We start from the raw sequence: 23,692 nt of genomic DNA, 5'->3' as shown, positions 1-23,692 counted from the left end.
CGGAAGAGGACGATGGAGAGGGCACGACCCGCCCCGGGACCCCCGTGCCCGGGGCCGACCCCGTACGACGTCTGAGCAGTGGAGCACCGTGAAACGCCTGCAGTGGCCGAGTTGGATGCCGATCGACCCGTACATCCTGCTGTTGCTCGGGACAGTGGGCCTCGCGGCGCTGCTCCCGGCGCGGGGTACGGGCGCCGACGTCGCGTCGGGCGCGTCCACGGCTGCCATCGCCTTCCTCTTCTTCCTCTACGGGGCCCGGCTCTCCACCCGTGAGGCGGTCGAAGGGCTCAAGCACTGGCGACTCCACGTCACCGTCCTGGCCTGCACCTTCGTCGTCTTCCCGCTGCTCGGTCTGGCCGCCCGCGGCCTCGAACCGGTGCTCCTGACACACAACCTCTACACCGGTCTGCTCTTCCTCACGCTCGTCCCCTCGACCATCCAGTCGTCGATCGCCTTCACCTCCATGGCCCGCGGCAACGTGCCCGCCGCGATCTGCGCCGGCTCCTTCTCCTCCCTCGTGGGCATCGTCGTCACCCCGCTGCTCGCCGCGGCACTGCTGGGCAACAGCGGCGGCGGTTTCTCCGCGGACTCGCTGGTCAAGATCGTGCTGCAGCTGCTGGTGCCGTTCCTCGCCGGGCAGGTGCTGCGCCGCTGGATCGGAGGGTTCATCACGCGCCACAAGAAGGTCCTCGGGTACGTCGACCGCGGCTCGATCCTGCTCGTCGTCTACACGGCGTTCAGCGAGGGCATGGTGCAGGGCATATGGCACCAGGTGAGCGCGGTGCGACTGGCGGGACTGCTCGCGGTCGAGGCCGTGCTGCTCGCGGTGATGCTGACCCTCACCTGGTACGGCGGCAGGGCACTGGGCTTCCACCGCGAGGACCGCATCGCGATCCAGTTCGCCGGGTCGAAGAAGTCCCTCGCCTCGGGGCTTCCCATGGCCAGCGTGCTGTTCGGCGCGCACGCCTCGCTCGCGGTGCTGCCACTGATGCTCTTCCACCAGATGCAGCTGATGGTGTGCGCGGTGATCGCCAAGCGCCGCGCCCACGACCCCGAGGCGGCTACGACCCCGGTTCCCCCAGTCGCAGCGTCACGAATCGCGGTCGGTACAGCGCCACGTTCCGACTGAGGTTCGCCTGCGCCGAGACACCGCCCGTCGTGTCCAGCCAGTTCACGTCATAGCTCAGGACGAGCCGGTCGCCGTCGCTCAGCGCCGCGTGCACCTGCGGGTTGTACGCGGCCACCTGCCCCTGCGGCAGGGACGGACTGAAGCTCCGGGTGGGCCCGTGCCAGGGGCCGGTCGGCGCGCACGCCCAGTACGAGGTGATCGTCGTCAGGCCCGCGGTGCCCGCCGCCATCGTGAGCAGGACGTACGTCCCGCCGTCGCGCACCACCGTGAACGCGCTGCCGACCCCCGTCCGCCGCCCGTCGCCGAGCACCGGCCCCGGCCGTACCCGTACCGCCCATCCGCTGCCGTCCCAGTACTCCCAGGCCGCCGGCTGCCCGAGCCGGCCGCGCGGCACCCGCGCCACATACGCCTGCGAGGCGGGCCGCGAGGCGGCCTGCCCGTCGTCGCCGCCGAAGACATATGTCCACGCGCCCGCGTCGACCGTCGAGGTGCCGAACAGCACCCGCCGGGAGGGATCCGCCACGAAACTCTGGTCCAGGACCGTGGTGATGCCTTCGAGCCGCAGGTCGGGCAGCGAGAGCGTGGCGACCTCGGTGGACGTGGGCACGCCGTAGATCCACGGGGCCTGGCCGGCGGTACGGGTCCACAACAGGACGCGGACGACCTGCTCCGACGAGCCGGGGGAGCGGGGTTCGACACGGGCCGCGACCGGCCACCGCCACCGCCCCGGCCCCGGGTCCGGGAACACCGGCGTCGGCAGCGTCGTCTCCAGCCGCCCGTCCTTCGACATCACCACGGCCGAGTTCCGCACCAGGGGCGCGCTCGTGTCGCGCCACGCGTACGACTCGCCGACCGGGTTCGGCGGCCCGTGCACCTGGCCCAGATACGTGTCCGAGAACAGCCACAGCACCCGCCCGTCCGGCAGCCGCACCGAGTGCGTGCCGTCGCCTCCGGTCCAGTCGTCGACACGGCTCGCGTCGTCGCCGTACCGCGCGAACTCGCCCGTGAGCCGCGCGTCCGCGCTCCAGGACCGCAGCGTACGGGCCGTGCACGCGCCGCCGCCCTCCCGGTCGTGGTCGGGGAGGGCGGTGAGCAGCACGGCCGCGCAGACCAGGGCGAGCAGGACACCGAGGCCGGCCCCGGTCCGTCGTCGTGCTCGTGCGTCGTCGGGCACGGACGGGACGTTAGTGTCCGCCGCGCACTTGGTCCATGGGTAGATACAGGACGGTGTCCCGGGTCACTTCCCGGGAGGGCGGCGCGGACAGTTCGTCGTCGCTCAACGCCCGGTCGTAGACGCGTACTTCGTCGATAGCTCCAGTGAAGTACGCCCGGCTGTCCATCCGTTGCCCGACATGGACCCCGAACGGCGAGTTGCGGCTGACCGATCCGGGCACGTCCGGGGCGCCGACCGCCGTACCGTCGACGGAGAGTGTGAGCAGCCCTCCGCTCCTGCGCAGCGCGAGATGGTGCCACTGGCCGTCGTTGTAGGCGCTCGCGGTGCGCACGGAGGCGGAGGTCGGGGCCGCGGCTCCGTTCCTGGTGGTGATCAGCGCGGTGATCCTGTGGGACGCGGGCTCGGCGCGCATCCACACCTGCGGCTGGGTCGTCCCGATCCCGCCCATCCACAGCAGCGGCTGCTCCCCGTCGGTGGCCGTGTAGCGGAACCACAGCGACGCGGTGAAGTCCTTCGTCCCGAGCGGGAGTCGGTCCTGATACGGCAGTCGTACGGCGTCGTCGGCGCCGTCGAACTCCAGCGCGCCACCGCGCACGCCCGCCGTCTCCTGGACGCCGCCGAGGACCGAGGCCGGCTCGGCGTGCCGGGCGAGGTCGGCGGTCGTCGGGTCGGGGCCGCGGCGCGGGGTGAGCCAGCCCTCGGTGAAGCGGGCGAAGCGGATCTCGTCGCGCGCGTCGACCGCGCCGCCCTCGTACAGCAGCCCCACGGCTCCGTCGCCGATCCGGACCAGGTCGGAGTAGCCCGACCAGTCGGTGGTCACGACCGTGCCGCGGTCCACGCTGTCCCAGGTGCGCCCGCCGTCGTACGAGGAGCGGATCATCATGGTCCTGCGGCGGTCGGGGTCGCCGGGGCAGGCCAGCAGGATGCGGTCGCCGAGGCGGAGTACGGAGCCCTGGACCTGGGGCGCGTAGAGGCCGGGGAGGCCGCGGAAGGGGGCCGTGAAGCTGTCGCCGCCGTCGCGGCTGACGGTCTGGGTGCGGTGGCCGAGGTCGGTGCCGTCCTGCTCGCGCCCGCTGACGAGGACGGCCCCGTCGGCGCGTTCCGTGAGCGTCAGCTCGGACGGCTTCTGGCGGAAGGTGCCGTCGTCCGCGATCGGCCAGGAGTCGCTCGCGCCGATCCGCCAGTGGTCGCCGTCGTCGTCGCTGGTGATGAGGGCGGCGTTGTTGGCGGTGACCCGACTGCCGTTCCAGGTCTCGGTGTTGACGCCGAAGACGAGCCGCCCGGCGTGCCTGCCACGGGTCAGCTGGATGCCGTGCACGGGACCGGTGGCGTACCAGGAGTTCCAGTCCGGCGGGAGGATCTCGGAGCTCAGGTCGCGCGGTGCGGACCAGCTGAGGCCGTCGTCGTCGCTGTACTGGAGATGCGGGGTGCGGTCGCAGGGGACATCGCAACCGCGCCCGTCCGTGCGGCCCGTGTTGTACGTCTCCGCCAGCACGATGCGGCCGGTCTCGCGGTCCACGATCGGGGCGGGGTTGCCGTGGGTGTCGCCCGCTCCCTCGTTGACGACCTGGAGCGGCCCCCAGGTGCGGCCGCCGTCGGTCGACCGCTTGACGACGATGTCGATGTCACCCGCGTCGCCGCAGTCGTGCACGCGCCCCTCGGCGAACGCCAGCAGGGTGCCGTGGGTGCTGCGCACGACGGCCGGAATGCGGAAGCAGGCGTAGCCGGGATCCTGGGAGGCCCTGAAGAGCACCTGTTGCTCGAACAACGCACCGGGCGCGTCCGCCGCGTCCGGTGCGTCGGCCCTCGCGGGGTTCGGCAGCGCGAGCACGCACAGTGCGGCGGCCGTGAGGACGGCGGTCAGGGTGGATCTCAGACGTGCGCGGAGACGTGCCGACATGGTGCGACCTGCCCTTCATGCGCCTGGCTGATCTAGACATGGGACATCGGACATCGGACATCCGACGTCCAATGTGTGTGCACAGACGCTACTTGGGCCTTCAACGGCCCCACAAGAAGCGAGTGCCGGTCGTGTTCACGCCAAATCTGAACGCGCATGTCAGGGGCGCAGCACCACCTTCCCCAGGTTGCGCCGCGACTCGATCGCCGCGTGCGCCTTCGCCGCGTCCTCCAGGGCGAACTCCCCGTGCACGGCGGGCCGCAGGGCTGACTCCGCGAACAGTCGCCACAGTTCCCCGCGCCACCGCTCGTACCGCCCCGGCTCGTTCCGGGCGATCCGGGCCATCTGGAAGCCGATCACGGACTTGGCGCCCACCAGCAGGTCGTACGCCCGCACGCTCCCGCCGCCCGAGCTGTACGCGACGAGCCGTCCGCCCGGGGCGAGGGCCGTGACGGCCGGGGCGAGCAGATCGCCGCCGACCGCGTCGAGGACATAGTCGACGGGCTCGCCCCAGTCCTCGGAGTCGTACGCGATCACCTCGTCCGCGCCGAGCCCCCGCACGAACTCCGCCTTGCCGAAAGCGAGCGCGGACACGGCCCCGACGACACGTGACGCGCCCCGCAGCCGGGCGAGTTGGACGGCGAGATGGCCGACCCCGCTCGCCGCGCCGGTGATCAGCGCCGCCTCGCCGGGTGCGGGGCGTGCCGCCTCCAGGGCTCCGAGCGCGACCAGCCCGCTGCGGACGAGGGCGACGGCGTCGACCGCGCTCGCGCCCGCCGGGACGGGGGTGGCCATGGTCTCGTTCAGCAGGGCGTGGTCGGCGTACCCGTGCCCGAAGCAGAGTCCGGTGACGCGGTCGCCCGCCGCGAAGCGGGTGACGCCCGCGCCGACGGCGACGACCTCGCCGGCGATCTCACCGCCGAGCGGGACCGGCTCCGCGGCCTCGGTGACCTTGCGGACGACGGGAAGGGTGACGCCGATCGCCTCGGCGCGCACCAGCAGTTCGCCGGGTCCGGCGGCGGGTACGGGGACGTCCTCCAGGAACAGGGGGCCGCCGGTGTGCTCGTATCGGACGCGACGCATCGCACCTCCAGGGGTGAGGGGGTGAGGGGGCGAGCCCTCAATTCGTTGGGAGCCCCAACGGTATCCGAGATTCATTGGGAAGCCCAACGGTTATTCGCTAGACTGGTCCCATGCCCGCCTCCGCCCCCTTGTCCGCCATCCGTGCCCTCCCCAGCTGGCTCCTGGGCCGCGCCGCCGCCCGCGGCCGTGCCCTCGTCGCCGAGGCGCTGGCCGCCGAGGGCCTGAAGATGTGGCATCACGTGGTGCTTTCCGCCGTCTCCGATCTCGGTCCCGTCGCCCAGGCCGAACTGGGCCGCAGCATCCAGCTCGACCCCAAGGACCTGGTCGGTGTCCTCAACGACCTCCAGGACGCGGGCCTGGTCCTGCGTGAACCCGACCCCAGGGACCGTCGCAAGAACGCGGTGTCCATCACCGAGGAGGGCGCACGCCTCCTCGCGCGCTGCGAGCAGGCGGCGCGCGAGGCCAACGACGCGCTTCTCTCGCCGCTCTCGGCGGCCGAGCGGGAGCAGTTCATGGGCTTGTTGATCCGGATTTCCGGTACGGACGGCTGATGAGGGCTAACGTTCCGTCATGACCGCACCCGAAACCGAACCCCGACTCGCCCTCGACCCCGCGCGCACCGCCCTCGTGCTCGTGGATCTGATGGAGCGCATCGTCGGCCTGCCCGTGGAACCCCGCAAGGGCACCGAAGTCCTCGCCGCCGCCGAGGAGTTGGCGGCCACCTTCCGCAAGGCGGGCGCGCTCGTCGTGCTCGTCCGGGGCGAACGGCCCGGGCTGCCCGAGCAGCCGCCCGGCAGCGGACTCGTCGCCGGGCTCGCGGTGGAGGGTGACCTCGAGGTCGTGAAGCAAACCATCGGCGGGTTCCAGGGCAGCGGTCTCGACGAGCGGCTGCGGGAGCGCGGCATCTCCACGCTGGTGTTCGGCGGGATCGCCACCAACCTCGGCGTCGAGTCCACCGCCCGCGCCGCCGGCGACCTCGGCTACGACCTCGTGTTCGCCGAGGACGCGATGGCCGCCCTCACCGCGCCCGAACACCAGGCGTCGGTCCGCCTCGACTTCCCACGCCTGGGCACGGTCGTGACCGTCGCGCAGGTGCACTTCAGCGCGGGCTGAGGCGCGGAGCGGGGCAGGGGATTCCGCGCGGTCACACCAGCACCGTGCCGCCGTCCACGACGACGGTCGAACCGGTGCTGAACCGGCCGCGCATCAGGTAGAGGTAGGCCTCCGCCACGTCCTCGGGCTCCCCGGCTCGCCCGACCGGCAGCGACTGCGCGGCGGACGCGAACAGGCCCTCGCGGTCGGCCTCCGGCAGCTCGCGCCACAGTCCGGTGCGGACGACACCGGGGGAGACCACGTTGACCCGGATCGGCGCCAGCTCCAGTGCCAGTGCGCGGGTGAGGGACTCCATCGCCCCGCACAGGCCGGCCGCCACGGTCGTGCCCGGCATCGGACGCCGGCCCGCGGTGCCCGTGGTGAGCACGACGGAACCACCCTTCCTGATCGACGGGGCACCGTACTTGACCGCGGCGTACGCGCCCCAGAACCGGGTGTCCAGGAAGCGCCGGGCCCGGTCGATGTCCGCGCTCGCCAGCTCCTCCAGCAGCAGCGACTCCCCGGCGGTGAACACCAGGTGGTCGAAGTCCCCGATCCGTGCGAAGAAGCCGCGCACCTCGTTCTCGTCCGTCACGTCGAGCACATGCCCCTCGGCCCCTCCCGGCAGCCGCCGCAGCGCGCTGTCCACGGCCGCCTGCCGACGCGAGGCGACCACCACGTCCGCCCCCTCCCGTGCGGCGGCCTGCGCCACCGCGAGCCCGATGCCCGCCGTGCCGCCGATGACCACGACCCGCTCTCCTCGCAGACTCATGTCCGGTCCCCTTCCCTCTTCCGTTTTCCTCTTCCGTGCTTGCTTGACGTGTTCCAGCCTGCTGCCGCGGGGAGCCCGTCGTCCAAGACCTGTTTCGGCGTCGGCGATACCCTGAAGGCATCGCCACCGCGACGACGGAAGGGGCGGCCATGGACCTCGACCTGCGGAAGGTCCGCTACTTCGTGGCGGTCGCCGAGCTGCTGCACTTCGGTCGCGCGGCGGAGCGGCTGCACATCGCCCAGCCCGCGCTGAGCCGTCAGATCAGGTCCCTGGAGAAGGACCTGGACGCCGTGCTCTTCGAACGCGACAGCCACGGGGTGCGGTTGACGGACGCGGGACAACAACTCCTTGACGACGCGGGGCTGTTGCTCTCCACCGCCGATGCCACCCGGCGTCGGGTGCGCCGGGCGGCCCGCGGACCGCGCCGGCTGGTCGTCGGCTTCCGGGCCGGCGTCGTCGTGACCCGCGCCCTGCGCGCCTTCGGGGCCGCCCACCCGGACGTCGAGGCGCTCGCCCGCCGCGTCGAATGGGACGACCAGGAGCGGCTGATCCTCGACGGAACCGTCGACCTCGCCTACGTACGCCGCCCCATCCGCGAGCAGGGCCTCACGCTGCTGCCGCTGTTCAGCGAGGCGCGCGTGGCGATGCTCCCCGCCGACCACCGGCTCGCGGGCAAACCGGAGCTCGCCCTGGCCGACCTGGCGGACGAACCACGCCTGAGGTACGCCGACCCCGGTCCCGGCGAGCTGCCGATCCGCACCATCGAGGAGAAGTTCGAGTCCGTGGCGAGCGGGGCCGGCATCACGCTCGTACCGGAGTCCGTCGCCGAGCAGTACTCGCGTCCGGACATCACCTACGTACCGGTGCCGGACGCGGAGCGGGACGAGGTACTGCTCGCCTGGGAGGCGAGCCGGCGCTCGCCCCTGATCACCGCCTTCGCCCCGCTCGCGCCTCTCGCCGACCCGGCACGGACGGAGGAGCCGTGAGCCCGGTCGCGGTGGGCTGAGGCGGGGCCCCTACGGCGCAGGGGGCGCTCCCCGCCGGTCGGGGCCCCGCCGCCGTGCCGCGGGGAGCCGGTCAGCCCTGGGCGGCCGCGGCCCGCAGGGCGATGCGGTGCTCGCCCGCGTACACGTTCATGGAGGGGCCGCGCAGGAAGCCCACCAAAGTCAGCCCGGTCTCGACGGCCAGGTCCACCGCCAGCGAGGACGGTGCCGAGACCGCCGCCAGTACGGGGATGCCCGCCATGACCGCCTTCTGCGCCAGCTCGAAGGAGGCCCGGCCCGACACCAGCAGGATCGTGCGGGAGAGCGGGAGGTCGCCGCGTTGCAGGGCGCGCCCGACCAGCTTGTCGACCGCGTTGTGCCGGCCCACGTCCTCCCGTACGTCGAGCATCTCCCCGTCCTCCGTGAACAGGGCCGCAGCGTGCAGACCCCCGGTCCGGTCGAAGACCCGCTGGGCCTCGCGCAGCCGGTCGGGGAGGCCGGCGAGGAGAGCGGGCTCCAGCCGGACCGGGGGAGCGTCGGCGCCGTCGTCGATGGCCCAGCGGGCCGTCGTACGCACCGCGTCCAGGCTCGCCTTGCCGCACAGGCCGCAGGACGAGGTCGTGTAGACGTTGCGCTCCAGGGTGATGTCGGGCAGCACGACTCCGGGTGCCGTCCGGACGTCCACGACGTTGTAGGTGTTGGAGCCGTCGGCGGTGGCGCCCGCGCAGTAGACGATGTTCTGCACCTCGTCGGCCCGGCCGAAGACCCCCTCGCTGACGAGGAAGCCCGCCGCGAGCGCGAAGTCGTCGCCCGGGGTCCGCATGGTGATCGCAAGCGGTTTCCCGTTGAGGCGGATCTCCAGTGGCTCCTCGGCGACGAGCGTGTCGGGGCGAGTGGAGACGGCCCCGTCCCGGATGCGGATCACCTTGCGTCGTTCCGTGACTCGTCCCATGTCCTGATCAGTCCCGGTTCTGTACGTGCTGGTAGCCGAAGCGGCCCTTGATGCAGAGATTGCCGTGGGTCACCGGGTTGTCGTGCGGGGAGGTGACCTTCACGATCTCATTGTCCTGCACGTGCAGGGTGAGGTTGCAGCCCACACCGCAGTACGCGCACACCGTCGTCGTCTCGGTCTGCGCCGACTCGTCCCATGTACCCGCCGCGCGCATGTCGAACTCCGACTTGAAGGACAGCGCTCCGGTCGGGCACACCTCGATGCAGTTGCCGCAGTACACGCACGCCGAGTCGGTCAGCGGGGCGTCGTGCTCGACGGCGATCCGGGCGTCGAAACCGCGCCCCGCGACCGAGATCGCGAAGGTGTTCTGCCACTGGTCGCCACACGCGTCGACGCACTTGTAGCAGAGGATGCACTTGTCGTAGTCGCGGACGTAGAGGCCGTTGTCGATCTTCGGTTCCTCGTGGAGGCGCGCCGCGTCGGGGCCGAAGCGGTCCGGTTTCGCCTCGTACTCCTTGATCCACCCGGCCACTTCCGGGGTGGTCGACAAGTCGACCGAGGAGGCGAGCAGCTCGATGACGATCTTGCGGCTGTGGCGGGCGCGCTCGGTGCCCGTCCGTACCGCCATGCCCGCCTCGGCCTTGCGGGAGCAGGCCGGGACGAGGGTCCGGGCGCCCTCGAGCTCGACGACACAGACCCGGCAGGCGTTCTTGGGGCTGAGCGTGTCGCCCTGACAGAGGGTGGGGACGTCCTTGCCCGCCGCCCGGCAGGCGTCGAGGATCGTCGAGCCCTCGGGAACCCTGACCTCCTGCCCGTCGAGGGTGAACTCGACGAGCCGACGCGGCACTCCCAGCGGTATCGCGGTCATTCGTAGGCCCCCAAGCGGTCGATCGCGGATTCCACGGCGTTCCACGCGGTCTGCCCGAGACCGCAGATCGAGGCGTCCCGCATCGCGCGGCCGACCTCCCTGAGCAGGGCGACGTCGTCGGCCGCCGCCGCTCCGGTCCGCTCGGCGATCCGGTGCAGCGCCTCCTCCTGCCGCACGGTCCCGACCCGGCACGGCACGCACTGCCCGCACGACTCGTCGCGGAAGAACTCGGCGATGCGCAGCAGGAGGCGGGGGAGCGGGACCGTGTCGTCGAAGGCCATGACCACGCCCGAGCCGAGAGTCGTGCCCGCCGCCCGGGTCCCCTCGAAGGTGAGCGGGATGTCCAGCTCGTCGGGCCGTACGAAGCCGCCTGCCGCGCCGCCGAGCAGCACCGCGCGCAGCCGCTCACGTACGCCCGCCAGTGCCAGCAGCTCGCCCAGGGTCGATCCGAACGGCAGTTCGTAGATCCCGGGCCGGTCCACGCTGCCCGACACGCAGTACAGCTTCGGACCGGTGGAGCCCGGGGTGCCGATCGCCGCGTACGCCTCGGCCCCCCTCGTCAGGATCGGCAGGACGTTCACCAGGGTCTCGACGTTGTTCTCGGCAGTGGGTTTGCCGAACAAACCCTTCTCTACAGGGAAGGGCGGTTTGGAACGCGGCTCTCCCCTGTACCCCTCGATCGAGTTGAACAGGGCGGTCTCCTCGCCGCAGATGTACGCGCCCGCGCCCCGCCGGATCTCGATGTCGAAGGCGTATCCCTGGCCGAGGACGTCCTCGCCGAGCAGGCCACGCGCGCGTGCCTGCCCGATGGCGTGCTTCATGCGGTGCAGGGCGCGCGGGTACTCGCCGCGCAGATAGAGGTAACCCTTGTGCGCGCCGACGGCGTACGCCGCCACCGTCATCGCCTCGACGAGGGCGTACGGGTCGCCCTCCATGACGACCCGGTCCTTGAAGGTGCCCGGCTCGGACTCGTCCGCATTGCACACCAGGTAGTGCGGATGGTCGGGCTGGGACGCCGTGGCCTGCCATTTGCGGCCGGTGGGGAAGGCGGCGCCGCCGCGCCCGACCAGACCCGCGTCGGTGACCTCGCGGATGACCCCGGCCGGCCCGAGTACGAAGGCCCGCCGCAGCGCCGCGTACCCGCCGTGCGCCCGGTAGTCGTCGAGCGAGGCGGGGTCGACCACACCGACACGGCTCAGCAGCACCAGCGAGGGATCGCCCGCCTGGGGCACCGCGAAGGCCGCGGGCGGCTCCTCGGGCGCCGAGTCGGGGGCGCTCGCCGCCTCCGCCGCCCACGCGACGGTGGTGGGCGCCGACACGGCCGTACGCACCGGATCGCCCGCCCTCACCGCGAGGGCCGCCGGAGCGCGCTCGCACAACCCCAGGCAGGGGCTGCGCTCGACGCCGACGCCGCTGCCGGGCCCGAGGCGGGCCTCGACCCCGGCACACAGCTCCGCCGCGCCCGCCGCCGCGCACGCGAGGTCCGTGCACACGTGCAGCACGGTCGCGGGGCGCGGCTTCACCGAGAACATCGCGTAGAAGGTCGCGACCCCGTACGCCTCCGCCGGCGGCACGGTCAGCCTGCGGCACAGGTAGTCGAGCGCGCCCTCGCTGATCCAGCCGATCCGGTCGTTGACGGCGTGCAGCCCCGGCAACAGCAGGTCGCGGCGTTCGCGCGCCTCCCGGCCGCCGCGCGCCCACCTGAGGTCGGCGGCCCTCATCTCATCGCGCGCGGCGCCCTCCCACGAGGACTCCGGAGGACCGAGCAGCGCGTCGATCGCCGCCCGCTCCTCGTCCGTCGGCTTGCTGTCACCGAAGTGGAGATCCACCACATCACCTCACTTGAATCGCGACCGGCAGCTTCTCGATCCGGATGGCCGACGCCTTGAACTCCGCCGTCCCCGCGATCGGGCAGTTCGCCTCGATCGTCAGCTGGTTGGTGTCCACCTCGTCGGGAAAGTGCATGGTCATGAACGCAAGGCCGGGCCGCAGCGCGGTGTCGATCCACACGGGGGCCACGACGGATCCCCGGCGCGAGGAGATCTGGACCTCCTCGCCCACCACGACCCCGTAGTGCTCGGCGTCCTCCGGGCAGAGCTCGACGTACTCGCCGCGCCGCAGCGGCGAGGCGAAGCCGCCGCTCTGCACACCGGTGTTGTACGAGTCGAGCCGCCGCCCGGTGGTGAGCCGGATCGGGTACCGCTCGTCCGTCAGGTCGACGGGCGGGTCGTGCTGGACCAGCCCGAAGGGTGCGGGCCGCCCGCGCTCGGCGGGGTCGGACGCCCACAACCGGCCGTGCAGGTAGGTGGGTTCGAGCCGCCCGGTGTCGGGGCAGGGCCACTGGATGCCCTGGTGCTCCGCCAGACGTTCGTACGTCATCCCGTAGTGGTCCGGCGACACCGACCGCAGCTCGTTCCAGACGGCCTCGGCGTCCTCGTACTTCCATTCGTGCCCGAGGCGCGCGGCGAGGTCGCAGAGGATGTCGATGTCCTCGCGGGCCTCACCGGGCGGAGTCACCGCGGCGCGTACACGCTGCACGCGCCGCTCGCTGTTGGTGGTGGTGCCCTCCGTCTCCGCCCAGCCGGCGGTCGCGGGCAGTACGACGTCCGCCAACTGGGCCGTCTTCGTGAGGAAGATGTCCTGCACGACGAGGAAGTCGAGGGCACCCAGCCGCCGTACCGCCTGTTCGCTGTCCGCCTCCGACTGCGCCGGGTTCTCGCCGATGCAGTAGACGGCCTTGAGCGTGCCCTCCTCCATGGCCTCGAACATCTCTGTCAGGTTCAGCCCGTAGTGCGGCTGGATGACGGTGCCCCAGGCGGCCTCGAACTTCAGCCGCGCCTCGGGGTCGAGGATGTCCTGGAATCCGGGGAGGCGGTTGGGGATGGCGCCCATGTCTCCGCCGCCCTGCACGTTGTTCTGCCCGCGCAGGGGCTGGAGCCCGGAGCCGTGGCGGCCTACGTGCCCGGTCAGCAGGGTCAGGTTGATCAGCGCGCGGACGTTGTCGGTGCCGTTGTGGTGCTCGGTGATACCGAGGGTCCAGCACAGCTGGGCGCGCTCGGCCCGTGCGTACGCGTGCGCCAACTCCCTTATCGCCGCCGCCGGTACGCCCGTCACCTTCTCGGCGAGCGACAGCGTCCAGGGCTCGACGAGCGCCTTGTACTCCTCGAAGCCGCTGGTCGCCCGCTCGATGAAGGCGTGGTTGGCGAGGCCCGCGTGGATGATCTCGCGGCCGATCGCGTGCGCCATCGGGATGTCGGTGCCGACGTTCAGACCGAGCCAGCTCTCCGCCCACTCGGCCGTCGACGTACGGCGCGGATCGACCGCGTACATCCGGGCCCCGTTCCTGATCCCCTTCAGCACGTGCTGGAAGAAGATCGGGTGTGCGAAGCGGGCGTTGGAGCCCCACATCACGATGAGGTCGGTCTCCTCGACCTCCGCGTACGAGGAGGTGCCGCCGCCGGAACCGAAGGCGGCGCTCAGGCCCGCGACGCTCGGGGCGTGACAGGTGCGGTTGCAGGAGTCGACGTTGTTCGTGCCCATCACGACCCGGGCGAACTTCTGGGCCACGTAGTTCATCTCGTTGGTCGCGCGGGCGCAGGAGAACAGGCCGAAGGCGCCGCGGGCGGCACCCAGTCCCGCCGCCGCGCGGGTCAGGGCCTCGTCCCAGGTGGCCCGCCGGAAGGGCTCGTCGCGTGAGTCACGGACCAGGGGGTGCGTGAGCCGGGCGTAGATCTTCGATTCACGTTTCCTCATGCGGCACTCCTCAGCGCGAGCAGGTCCGAGATGGCGTGGACGGTGCGCAGAGTGGGCACCTCGACGCCGGTGATGTCCGCCAGCTCGACGACCGCCGCCAGCAGTACGTCCAGTTCGAGCGGCTTGCCGCGCTCCAGGTCCTGGAGAGTGGAGGTGCGGTGGTCGCCGACGCGTTCGGCGCCGGCCAGCCGCCGTTCGATGGAGACGCCCACCTCGCAGCCGAGCGCCTCGGCGACCGCGAGCGTCTCGGTCATCATGATCTCGATGACCTTTCGGGTGCCGCCGTGCAGGCACATCTGCCGCATCGTCGCGCGGGCCAGCGCGCTGATCGGGTTGAAGGAGATGTTGCCGAGCAGCTTGAGCCAGATGTCGTTGCGCAGATCCCGTTCGACCGGGCACTTGAGGCCGCCGGCCGTCATGGCCTCGCTGAACGCCGTGCACCGCTCGGACAGGGAACGGTCGGGCTCGCCGATGGAGAACCGGGTGCCTTCCAAGTGCCGTACGACGCCGGGTCCTTCCAGCTCGGTCGCGGCGTACACGACACACCCGATGGCCCGTTCGGGCGCGAGCACCGCACTGACCGCGCCGCCCGGGTCCACGCTCTCCACGCGGTGGCCGTCGTGCGGGCCGCCGTGCCGGTGGAAGTACCACCAGGGGATGCCGTTCTGGGCGGCGATCACCGCCGTGGTGTCGTGCAGCAGAGGCTCGATCAGCGGCCCGCACGCCGCGTACGAGTTGGCCTTCAGGCCGAGCAGGACGTAGTCGACCGGGCCGACCTCGGCCGGGTCGTCGGTGGCATGGGTGCGCGCGGTGAAGTCGCCGCGCGGACTGAGGACTTGGACTCCGTGCTGCCTCATGGCCGCAAGATGCGGTCCACGGGCGATGAGGTGCACATCGGCGCCGGCGCGGTGCAGCGCGGCGCCGACGTAGGCGCCGATCGCACCGGCGCCGAGAACGGCGACTTTCACTGTGGCTCGCTCCGTTCGGTCGAGGGTACCGAGGAACTGCCGAACTCTGTCGACGAAATATTGTCTACAGTATGGAACTTGGGGCGGCAAGGCTTCGCGCAGCACCTCGACGGGCAACCGCCAGGACCCGTCGACCGTTCGTCGCGCGATGGATACCGCTCACCGCATACCGTCGACGAGTTGGCGTCGAACGGCTTCACAACCGGGCAACCGCTTCCTATCGTCCGGGATCATGAGTCCCCCCGTCGCGCCACCCGGCTGGAGCCGCTGGCTCGTCCCGCCCGCCGCACTGTCCGTCCACCTCTCCATCGGCCAGGCGTACGCCTGGAGCGTCTTCAAGCCGCCGCTCGAATCCGCGCTCGGCCTCAGCGGGACCCAGAGCGCGCTGCCCTTCCAACTCGGCATCGTCATGCTCGGACTGTCCGCCGCGTTCGGCGGCACCCTCGTCGAGCGCAACGGACCGCGCTGGGCGATGACCGTCGCCCTGGTCTGCTTCTCCACCGGCTTCCTGATCGCTTCGCTCGGCGCCGCCACCGAGCAGTACTGGCTGATCGTGTTCGGCTACGGCTTCGTCGGCGGCATCGGCCTCGGCATCGGCTACATCTCGCCCGTGTCGACCCTGATCAAGTGGTTCCCGGACCGACCCGGCATGGCCACCGGCATCGCGATCATGGGCTTCGGCGGCGGTGCGCTCATCGCCTCGCCGTGGTCCGCGCAGATGCTGAAGTCCTTCGGTTCCGACTCCTCCGGCATCGCGCTCGCCTTCCTCGTGCACGGGCTGTCGTACGCCGTCTTCATGACGCTCGGCGTCCTGCTGGTGCGGGTGCCGCGCGGCGACAAACCGCCGGTCAAGGCCGGACCCGCGCCGCTCGACGGGGTGCAGGTGTCCGCGAACAGCGCCGTGCGCACCCCGCAGTTCTGGTGCCTGTGGGTCGTGCTCTGCATGAACGTGACCGCGGGCATCGGCATCCTGGAGAAGGCCGCCCCGATGATCACGGACTTCTTCGCGGACACCTCGACCCCGGTGTCGGTCTCCGCCGCCGCGGGCTTCGTGGCGCTGCTCTCGGCCGCGAACATGGCGGGCCGGATCGGCTGGTCCTCCACGTCCGACCTGATCGGCCGCAAGAACATCTACCGCGTCTACCTCGGCGTGGGCGCGATCATGTATCTGCTGATCTCGCAGTTCGGGGACTCCTCCAAGCCCCTGTTCATCGTCTGCGCCCTGGTGATCCTCTCCTTCTACGGCGGCGGCTTCGCGACGATTCCCGCCTATCTGAAGGACCTCTTCGGCACCTACCAGGTCGGCGCCATCCACGGCCGGCTGCTCACCGCCTGGTCCACGGCCGGCGTCCTCGGGCCGCTGATCGTCAACTGGATCGCGGACCGCCAGAAGGAGGCGGGCAAGCACGGTGCCCAGCTCTACGACACCTCGTTCCTGATCATGATCGGGCTGCTGGTCGTCGGGTTCGTCGCCAATGAGCTGGTGCGACCCGTCCATGCCCGCCACCACATCCCCGCCCCGAGGGAGGCCGCCGATGACGACTCCGTCCAGCCCCAGCAGTCCGCCTGACCTCCCCCACTCCCGGCTTCGCTCGAGCGGGGGGACCTCCATTCCACTGATCGCCTTCGCCTGGCTGTGGGTGGGCGCGCCCCTCTGTTACGGCCTGTACGAGCTCGTCCTGAAGGCCAAGCAGCTGTTCACGGGGTGACGCCCGGCGTACGGACTGCGACGCCGGGCGTGCGTGCGGACGTTGGGAGGACGTCCGAAGGTCTGACAGAAGCCGACAAGCCTGACGCCGCTTTCCTGTGGCAACACCTGCCGTCGTACCCGCGAGTCACTGATCAGACTGGAGGATCCCCCTACCCAAGGCACCGAGGGAGACCCCCCAATGAACGGCTCACGCATCGCGGCCGTCGGCCACTACCAGCCCGCCAAGGTACTCACCAACGAGGACCTGGCGGGCCTGGTCGACACCAGTGACGAGTGGATCACGAGCCGGGTGGGCATCCGCACGCGCCACATCGCCGGTCCCGACGAGCCCGTCGACGAGCTGGCCGCGCACGCCGCGGCCAAGGCACTCGCGACGGCGGGTCTGACCTCGGGCGACATCGACCTGGTGCTGGTCGCGACCTCCACGGCGATCGACCGCTCCCCGAACATGGCCGCCCGGGTCGCCGCCCGCCTCGGCGTGCCCTCCCCGGCCGCGATGGACGTCAACGTGGTCTGCGCGGGCTTCACGCACGCGCTCGCCACCGCCGACCACGCCGTGCGCGCGGGGGCGGCGACCCGCGCCCTCGTCATCGGCGCGGACAAGATGTCCGAGGTCACGGACTGGAGCGACCGTACGACCTGTGTCCTGGTCGGGGACGGGGCGGGGGCCGCGGTGGTCGAGGCCGCCGCCCCCGGCGCCGAGCCCGGGATCGGGCCGGTGCTGTGGGGATCGGTGCCCGAGATGGGGCACGCCGTACGTATCGAGGGCACGCCCCCGCGGTTCGCGCAGGAGGGGCAGAGCGTCTACCGCTGGGCGACGACACGGCTCCCGGCGATCGCCCGGCAGGCCTGCGAGAGGGCCGGGCTCGCGCCCGAGGAGCTCGCCGCGGTCGTTCTGCACCAGGCGAACCTGCGCATCATCGAACCCCTCGCCGCGAAGATCGGCGCCGTGAACGCAGTCGTCGCGCGCGACGTCGTCGACTCCGGGAACACCTCCGCCGCCAGCATCCCGCTCGCCTTCTCCAAGCTCGTCGAACGCGGCGAGATCAGCACCGGCGACCCGGTGCTCCTCTTCGGCTTCGGCGGCAACCTCTCGTACGCGGGACAGGTCGTCCGCTGCCCCTGACGTGCGCGGACACCCGGGTGTGACGCGTCCGACTCTCCCCGGGCCTGGCCATGGTGCGCCGTAGACTGTAGACGAAAGACAATCGATACTGTCTGTTGACACCTGCTTTCCGGTGACGGTGACGGTGGCGGTGACGGGATGGCTCGGCAGGAGGGGACCGCGATGTTGTCGACAGGACTGCCGCCGGGGGCGGTGCCCAAGCTCGAGCGGCCCGGCCCGCTGCGCGACCGCGTCTACGAGGCGCTGCTCGAACTCATCACGACCCGCGCCCTCCAGCCGGGCCAGCATCTGGTCGAGAGCGAACTCGCCGGGCATCTCGGCGTCTCCCGGCAGCCGGTCCGCGAGGCGCTCCAGCGGCTGAACACGGAGGGGTGGGTCGATCTTCGGCCCGCCCAGGGCGCCTTCGTGCACGAGCCGACCGAGGAGGAGGCCGACCAGCTCCTCACGGTCCGTACGCTGCTGGAGGCCGAGGCCGCCCGGCTCGCCGCCGCCAACGCGGGCACCGCCGGCATCACCGCACTCGAGGAACTGTGCGCCGAGGGCGAGCGCGCGGTCGCCGCCGACGACGTGGACGGCGCGGTCGCGATGAACGCCCGTTTCCACGCGAAGGTCATGGAACTCGCGGGCAACACGGTCCTCGCCGAGCTGGCCGCCCAGGTCGACCGCCGGGTCCGCTGGTACTACACCCCGGTCGCCCGGCAGCGCGGCCACCAGTCCTGGATCGAACACCGCGACCTCATCGCGGCCATCGCCGCCCGTGACGAACCCCGCGCCACCCAGGTCATGCGCGCCCACACGGAACACACGCGCAAGACGTACCACGAGCGCGAGAAGTAGCCCACCGAGAAGGCAGCCCACCGAGAAGCAGCCCATCTGGGACGTATCCCACCTCATGCGAGAGCTCCCCCTGTGACCCGGACCGGCCGCGTCCGGGTCTCTCTTTGTCCACTCAGTGGAGAAAGTTGACGGCAATCTCTGCGCAACTTCTTCCCACTCCCGGCAGCCGCTGCTACGTTCCCATCGAAAGCAAGCCACGGTGATGTGGCCAAAACCCGTTGGACACTGGCCGATTGAGGCGGGGAGGGGCTTGTGAGACGCATGACGGCACGACCCGCGAACGCGCACCAGGCGCGACTGCTGCGCCTGCTGCGCGACGGCGGCCCCAACTCCCGTGCCCAGCTGGGCGATCAGGTCGACCTCTCCCGGTCGAAGCTGGCCGTCGAGGTGGAACGGCTCCTGGAGACCGGACTCGTGGTCGCCGACGGCCTCGCCGCATCCCGCGGCGGCCGCCGCTCCCACAACATCCGGCTCGCCCCTGCGCTGCGCTTCCTCGGCATCGACATCGGGGCCACCTCGATCGACGTGGCCGTCACCAACGCCGAGCTGGAGGTCCTGGGTCACATCAACCAGCCCATGGACGTCCGCGAGGGACCGGTCGCCGTCTTCGAGCAAGTCCTGGCCATGGCAGCCAAGTTGAGGTCATCGGGGCTCGCGGAGGGATTCGACGGCGCCGGGATCGGCGTCCCGGGTCCGGTCCGCTTCCCCGAGGGCGTTCCGGTCGCACCGCCGATCATGCCCGGCTGGGACGGCTTCCCGGTCCGCGAGGCGCTCAGCCAGGACCTGGGCTGCCCCGTCATGGTCGACAACGACGTGAACCTGATGGCCATGGGGGAACAGCACGCGGGCGTGGCACGCTCCGTGGGCGACTTCCTCTGTGTCAAGATCGGCACGGGTATCGGCTGCGGCATCGTCGTCGGCGGTGAGGTCTACCGCGGTACGACGGGCAGCGCCGGCGACATCGGGCACATCCAGGCCGTACCCGACGGGCGTCCGTGCGCCTGCGGCAACCGGGGCTGCCTGGAGGCCCACTTCAGCGGGGCCGCGCTCGCCCGGGACGCCACGGAGGCCGCCCAGCAGGGGCTTTCGGCGGAGCTTGCCGCACGGCTGGAGGCGGCGGGCACGCTGAGCGCCGTCGACGTCGCCGCCGCGGCCGCCGCGGGCGACGCCACCGCCCTCGCGCTGATCCGCGAGGGCGGCAACCGCACGGGGCAGGTCATCGCCGGCCTCGTCTCGTTCTTCAACCCGGGCCTGGTGGTGATCGGCGGCGGCGTCACCGGCCTCGGCCACACGCTGCTCGCCGCGATCCGCACCCAGGTGTACCGCCAGTCACTGCCGCTGGCGACCGGCAACCTGCCCATCGTGCTGGGGGAGTTGGGACCGACCGCCGGGGTCATCGGCGCGGCCCGGCTCATCAGCGACCACTTGTTCTCGCCCGCGTAACCCCGCCAGAGCCGCACGAAGCGCTCCTGCCAGAGCCGAACCAAAAGTCATCTCACCAAAGTCACTTCGCCAAAGTCACCCCACCAAAGCCACCCCACCAAAGTCAACCCAACAAAGCCACCCCACCTGTACAGCGCCCTGCTCTGCCCTGCCCGAAAACGCCCGCTCCGCGGACGCACCGCCCTGAAACCGGCCCGCACGCCCGCCAAGGGGAACCGTCATGGCACCAGAACCACCGCTGCTCACCATGTCCGGCATCACCAAGTCGTTCCCCGGAGTCCGGGCCCTCGACGGCGTCGACCTCGACGTCCAGGCCGGCGAGGTCCACTGTCTGCTCGGCCAGAACGGGGCCGGAAAGTCCACCCTCATCAAGGTCCTGGCCGGCGCCCACCAGCCCGACGGCGGCACCATCGGCTGGCGCGGCGAACCCGTCACGCTCCGCTCCCCGATCGCCGCCATGCGCCTCGGCATCGCCACCATCTACCAGGAACTGGACCTGGTGGAGGGCCTGTCGGTGGCCGAGAACGTCCACCTCGGCCATGAACCCACCGCCGCCGGTTTTGTCGTACGGGGAAAGGCGGCCAAGGCGTCAACGGCGCAGCTGCTACGCCGACTCGGCCATCCGGAGATCGACCCGGCGCGCCTCGTCGGTGAGCTGTCGGCCGCCCAGCAGCAGATCGTCTCCATGGCGCGGGCGCTCTCCCACGACGTACGCCTCATCGTCATGGACGAGCCGTCCGCCGCCCTCGACCCCGACGAGGTCGACAACCTCTTCCGTATCGTCGGCGACCTCACCGCGGACGGCGTCGCCGTCGTCTACATCTCGCACCGGCTGGAGGAGATCCGCCGCATCGGCGACCGGGTGACCGTACTGAAGGACGGCCGCGCGGTGGCGGGCGGACTGCCCGCGAAGTCCACCCCGACCCGCGAGGTGGTGGCGCTGATGACGGGCCGCAACGTCGAGTACGTCTTCCCGCAACGGCCCACGAGACCGCCCACGTCCGAGCCGGTGCTCAGAGTCCAAGGACTCGCACGGACGGGCGAGTTCGAGCCCCTCGACCTCGAACTGCGCCCCGGTGAGATCGTCGGCCTGGCCGGGCTCGTCGGCTCCGGGCGCTCCGAGATCCTGGAGACGATCTACGGGGCCCGCAAGTCGACCGCCGGGCAAGTCAGCGTCGACGGAAAGGTGTTGCGGCCCGGAAGCGTACGTGCCGCCGTCCGCGCCGGACTCGGACTCGCCCCCGAGGAGCGCAAGGCGCAGGGCCTGCTGATGCTGGAGTCCGTCACCCGCAATGTGTCGGTTTCCTCCATGTCCCGCTTCTCGCACGGGGGTTGGATCGACCGGAGCGCCGAGCGAGGCGCCGCCCGCGCTGCGACACGTGAGCTGTCGCTGCGTCCCGACAACCCGTCCGTCCCGATCCGGACGCTGTCCGGCGGCAACCAGCAGAAGGCCGTCCTGGCCCGCTGGCTGCTGCGCGGCTGCCGCGTCCTGCTCCTCGACGAACCCACCCGCGGTGTCGACGTCGGTGCCCGCGCCGAGCTGTACGCGGTCATCCGCCGCCTCGCCGACGAAGGCCTCGCCGTACTGCTCGTGTCGAGCGAGGTGCCCGAGGTGCTGGGACTCGCCGACCGCGTGCTGGTGCTCAGGGAGGGCCGCGTCGTGCACACGGCGCCCGCCCGGGAGCTCGACGAACACCGCGTACTCGACCTCGTCCTGGAAGGAAGCCCGGCGTCATGACGCAGCCCGTGTCCCCGCCCCGGGGCAGCACCGACAAGGTGCCGCCGATGGGCGAACTCCCCGCGTGGCGGACCCTCGCGGCCCGCGCCGACGTCCGCACCCTCTCGCTGCTCGGCGTGCTAGTCGCCCTGATCGTCATCGGCGGCATCACCAAGCCCGACGAGTTCCTCGACACCCGCAACCTCCAACTCGTCCTCACCCAGGCCTCGGTGATCGGCGTCGTCACCGTCGGTATGACCTTCGTCATCACCTCCGGCGGCATCGACCTGTCGGTCGGCGCGATCGTCGCGCTGTCCTCGGTGTGGGCCACGACGGTCGCCACCCAGGAGTACGGCTTCGCGGGCATCCTCTTCACCGCGGTACTCGTCGGCGTGGGCTGCGGCCTGGTCAATGGCCTGCTCATCGCGTACGGCGGGATGGTCCCGTTCATCGCGACGCTCGCCATGCTCGCCTCGGCCCGCGGCCTCGCCCTCCAGATCACCGACGGCAAGACCCAGATCGTCACCATCGACGGGATCCTGAAGCTCGGCGAACGCGACTCGTACATCCTCGGCGTCCCGCCGCTGGTACTGGTCTTCGCCGTCGTCACGATCATCGGCTGGCTGATTCTCAACCGCACCACCTTCGGCCGCCGCACGGTCGCCGTCGGCGGCAACGCTGAGGCGGCCCGGCTCGCCGGCATCGACGTACGGCGCCAGCGGCTGTACCTCTACCTGCTCTCCGGACTGTGCTGCGGCATCGCCGCCTTCCTGCTGATCATCCTGTCCGGCTCCGGCCAGAACACCAACGGCAACCTGTACGAACTCGACGCCATCGCCGCCGCGATCATCGGCGGGACCCTGCTCAGCGGAGGCCGCGGCACCATCACCGGCTCGGTGCTCGGTGTCCTGATCTTCACGACGATCACCAACATCTTCGCGCTGAACAACCTGCAGAGCGACGTCCAGCAGATCGCCAAGGGCGCGATCATCGTCGCCGCGGTCCTGGTCCAGCGGCGTACGGCAGCAAGCAGCACCTGACACGGGAGCAAGCAGCACCTGACACGGGAAGGGCCCACCGCCATGCCAGAATCCACGAGCTCCACCAGCTTCACGAGCCGCAGAGGACTCCTCTTCGGGACCGCCGCCGCCTCGGCCGGCGCCCTCCTGGTCGGGTGCACCAGCAACGACACCAAGGAAGAGAAGACGGCCGCGAACAGCCAACCGGCCGCCGACGACAAGCCCGGCAAGCACATCACCATCGGGTTCGCGGGCCCGCAGGCCGACCACGGCTGGCTCAACGCGATCAACGACAACGCCAAGAGCCGTGCCAAGAAGTACTCGGACGTGACGCTGGAGATCACCGAGGGCTCCAACGACACGGCCGCGCAGATCGGCCAGATCGAGACGCTGATCAACAAGAAGGTCGACGTCCTCGTGGTGCTGCCCGCCGACGGCAAGGCGCTCACCCAGGTCGGCCTGAAGGCGATGCATGCGGGCATTCCGGTCGTCAACCTCGACCGGATCTTCAACACCCCGCAGGCGTACCGCTGTTGGATCGGCGGCGACAACTACGGCATGGGCCTCAGCGCCGGCCACTACATCGGCGAGAAGCTGAAGGACAAGCAGGACGCCAAGGTCATCGAACTCGCCGGGCTCGACAATCTGGAACTCACCAAGCAGCGCACCCAGGGCTTCGACGCGGCCCTGAAGAACTACCCCAACATCAAGAAGGTCGCCCGTCAGGCCGCCGACTTCACCGTCGAGTCCGGTCAGGCCAAGATGGCCCAACTCCTCCAGGCCCAGCCGAAGTTCGACGCCCTGTGGAACCACGACGACGACCAGGGCGTGGGCGCCCTGCGCGCCATCAAACAGGCCGGGCGCGAGGACTTCCTGATGGTCGGCGGCGCGGGCGCGCTCTCCGCCTTCCAGGCCATCCAGGCCGACAACAGCGTCCTGAAGGCCACCGTCCTCTACCCGCCGACCATGGCCGCCTCCGCGATCGACCTCGCTCGCGCGCTCGGCCAGGGCAAGGGGATCGGAGGGCTCGCCGAGTTCGAGATCCCGGTCTCGCTCACGCTCTACTCGGCCGTCGTCGACAAGGACAACGTCGGCCAGTACATGGCCACCGGCTTCAGGTGATCCGCCCCGCTCACACCCCCCACAGCGTCACGACGACGAGGAG

21 protein-coding genes are annotated in these 23,692 nt (G+C 71.2%); 12 read left to right on the top strand and 9 right to left on the bottom strand.

Annotation, left to right across the window (positions count from 1 at the left end; translation table 11 throughout):
* Positions 1 to 115 precede the first annotated feature (115 nt).
* Entirely contained in the window at positions 116 to 1,129 is a 1,014-nt protein-coding gene (locus tag ACFVWD_RS05200; RefSeq protein ID WP_389594051.1) for a bile acid:sodium symporter family protein, read from the top strand.
* Here the strand turns inward: ACFVWD_RS05200 and ACFVWD_RS05195 are convergent.
* The 3 genes from ACFVWD_RS05195 to ACFVWD_RS05185 all read right to left on the bottom strand — a co-directional run bounded on the left by ACFVWD_RS05195 (position 1,062) and on the right by ACFVWD_RS05185 (position 5,286).
* Complete coding sequence (locus tag ACFVWD_RS05195) at positions 1,062 to 2,303, bottom strand: hypothetical protein (RefSeq protein ID WP_389594030.1); 1,242 nt, start codon at positions 2,301 to 2,303, stop codon at positions 1,062 to 1,064. The genes ACFVWD_RS05200 and ACFVWD_RS05195 overlap by 68 nt on opposite strands.
* A gap of 10 nt (positions 2,304 to 2,313) precedes the next feature.
* Positions 2,314 to 4,203, bottom strand: a complete 1,890-nt coding sequence (locus ACFVWD_RS05190) for an exo-alpha-sialidase (RefSeq protein WP_389594029.1) — start codon at positions 4,201 to 4,203, stop codon at positions 2,314 to 2,316.
* Positions 4,204 to 4,362: 159 nt separating this feature from the next.
* Positions 4,363 to 5,286 (bottom strand): zinc-binding alcohol dehydrogenase family protein, encoded by a 924-nt coding sequence (locus tag ACFVWD_RS05185; protein ID WP_389594028.1) that lies wholly within the window; start codon positions 5,284 to 5,286, stop codon positions 4,363 to 4,365.
* 110 nt (positions 5,287 to 5,396) lie between these two features.
* On the opposite strand from ACFVWD_RS05185, the gene ACFVWD_RS05180 reads away from it, so the two are divergent.
* Together ACFVWD_RS05180 and ACFVWD_RS05175 are read left to right on the top strand one after the other, a co-directional pair.
* A complete protein-coding gene (locus tag ACFVWD_RS05180) occupies positions 5,397 to 5,837 on the top strand; it encodes a MarR family winged helix-turn-helix transcriptional regulator (protein ID WP_389594027.1) in 441 nt (146 codons plus the stop codon).
* Positions 5,838 to 5,856: 19 nt separating this feature from the next.
* Positions 5,857 to 6,399 (top strand): isochorismatase family protein, encoded by a 543-nt coding sequence (locus tag ACFVWD_RS05175; RefSeq protein ID WP_389594026.1) that lies wholly within the window; start codon positions 5,857 to 5,859, stop codon positions 6,397 to 6,399.
* Between the two features lie 31 nt (positions 6,400 to 6,430).
* Here ACFVWD_RS05175 and ACFVWD_RS05170 read toward each other — a convergent pair whose 3' ends face one another.
* Positions 6,431 to 7,150, bottom strand: a complete 720-nt coding sequence (locus ACFVWD_RS05170) for an SDR family oxidoreductase (protein WP_389594025.1) — start codon at positions 7,148 to 7,150, stop codon at positions 6,431 to 6,433.
* Between the two features lie 149 nt (positions 7,151 to 7,299).
* On the opposite strand from ACFVWD_RS05170, the gene ACFVWD_RS05165 reads away from it, so the two are divergent.
* On the top strand, positions 7,300 to 8,136 hold the full coding sequence (locus ACFVWD_RS05165; protein ID WP_389594024.1) for a LysR family transcriptional regulator: 837 nt from the start codon (positions 7,300 to 7,302) through the stop codon (positions 8,134 to 8,136).
* A 91-nt stretch (positions 8,137 to 8,227) separates the two neighbouring features.
* Here the strand turns inward: ACFVWD_RS05165 and fdhD are convergent, their stop codons facing one another.
* From fdhD to ACFVWD_RS05140, 5 genes are read right to left on the bottom strand one after another with little or no spacing between them, the layout of a single operon-like run.
* On the bottom strand, positions 8,228 to 9,085 hold the full coding sequence (gene fdhD, locus ACFVWD_RS05160) for a formate dehydrogenase accessory sulfurtransferase FdhD (protein WP_389594023.1): 858 nt from the start codon (positions 9,083 to 9,085) through the stop codon (positions 8,228 to 8,230).
* Between the two features lie 7 nt (positions 9,086 to 9,092).
* A complete protein-coding gene (locus tag ACFVWD_RS05155; protein ID WP_389594022.1) occupies positions 9,093 to 9,953 on the bottom strand; it encodes a 2Fe-2S iron-sulfur cluster-binding protein in 861 nt (286 codons plus the stop codon).
* Entirely contained in the window at positions 9,950 to 11,782 is a 1,833-nt protein-coding gene (locus ACFVWD_RS05150; protein WP_389594021.1) for an NAD(P)H-dependent oxidoreductase subunit E, read from the bottom strand. Before ACFVWD_RS05150 ends, ACFVWD_RS05155 begins: the two co-directional genes overlap by 4 nt.
* Before the next feature lie 4 nt (positions 11,783 to 11,786).
* The gene (locus tag ACFVWD_RS05145) at positions 11,787 to 13,706 is read right to left on the bottom strand and encodes a molybdopterin oxidoreductase family protein (RefSeq protein ID WP_389594020.1); all 1,920 of its coding nucleotides are present in this window, start codon (positions 13,704 to 13,706) and stop codon (positions 11,787 to 11,789) included.
* Positions 13,703 to 14,674 (bottom strand): 2-dehydropantoate 2-reductase, encoded by a 972-nt coding sequence (locus tag ACFVWD_RS05140; RefSeq protein ID WP_384910206.1) that lies wholly within the window; start codon positions 14,672 to 14,674, stop codon positions 13,703 to 13,705. The genes ACFVWD_RS05145 and ACFVWD_RS05140 overlap by 4 nt, the downstream gene beginning before the upstream one ends.
* Before the next feature lie 232 nt (positions 14,675 to 14,906).
* Between ACFVWD_RS05140 and ACFVWD_RS05135 the strand changes: the two genes are divergently transcribed.
* The 8 genes from ACFVWD_RS05135 to ACFVWD_RS05100 all read left to right on the top strand — a co-directional run bounded on the left by ACFVWD_RS05135 (position 14,907) and on the right by ACFVWD_RS05100 (position 23,649).
* A complete protein-coding gene (locus ACFVWD_RS05135) occupies positions 14,907 to 16,244 on the top strand; it encodes an OFA family MFS transporter (RefSeq protein ID WP_212726411.1) in 1,338 nt (445 codons plus the stop codon).
* Positions 16,210 to 16,383, top strand: coding sequence for a hypothetical protein (locus ACFVWD_RS05130; RefSeq protein WP_389594019.1), 174 nt, complete (start codon positions 16,210 to 16,212; stop codon positions 16,381 to 16,383). Before ACFVWD_RS05135 ends, ACFVWD_RS05130 begins: the two co-directional genes overlap by 35 nt.
* A 180-nt stretch (positions 16,384 to 16,563) precedes the next feature.
* Complete coding sequence (locus ACFVWD_RS05125; RefSeq protein WP_389594018.1) at positions 16,564 to 17,511, top strand: beta-ketoacyl-ACP synthase III; 948 nt, start codon at positions 16,564 to 16,566, stop codon at positions 17,509 to 17,511.
* Positions 17,512 to 17,673: 162 nt separating this feature from the next.
* Complete coding sequence (locus ACFVWD_RS05120; protein WP_095851607.1) at positions 17,674 to 18,348, top strand: GntR family transcriptional regulator; 675 nt, start codon at positions 17,674 to 17,676, stop codon at positions 18,346 to 18,348.
* Between the two features lie 261 nt (positions 18,349 to 18,609).
* The gene (locus ACFVWD_RS05115; protein ID WP_101401898.1) at positions 18,610 to 19,791 is read left to right on the top strand and encodes an ROK family transcriptional regulator; all 1,182 of its coding nucleotides are present in this window, start codon (positions 18,610 to 18,612) and stop codon (positions 19,789 to 19,791) included.
* A 220-nt stretch (positions 19,792 to 20,011) separates the two neighbouring features.
* Complete coding sequence (locus ACFVWD_RS05110) at positions 20,012 to 21,529, top strand: sugar ABC transporter ATP-binding protein (protein ID WP_389594017.1); 1,518 nt, start codon at positions 20,012 to 20,014, stop codon at positions 21,527 to 21,529.
* Entirely contained in the window at positions 21,526 to 22,548 is a 1,023-nt protein-coding gene (locus ACFVWD_RS05105; protein WP_389594016.1) for an ABC transporter permease, read from the top strand. Before ACFVWD_RS05110 ends, ACFVWD_RS05105 begins: the two co-directional genes overlap by 4 nt.
* Positions 22,549 to 22,590: 42 nt before the next feature.
* Positions 22,591 to 23,649, top strand: coding sequence for a substrate-binding domain-containing protein (locus ACFVWD_RS05100; protein ID WP_389594015.1), 1,059 nt, complete (start codon positions 22,591 to 22,593; stop codon positions 23,647 to 23,649).
* The last annotated feature ends 43 nt before the right edge of the window (positions 23,650 to 23,692 follow it).

Source organism: Streptomyces sp. NPDC058086, assembly GCF_042885015.1.
Classification (GTDB): Bacteria; Actinomycetota; Actinomycetes; order Streptomycetales; family Streptomycetaceae; genus Streptomyces.
Note: the sequence above shows the minus strand (reverse complement) of the source record. Positions and strands in the feature narration are given on the sequence as shown.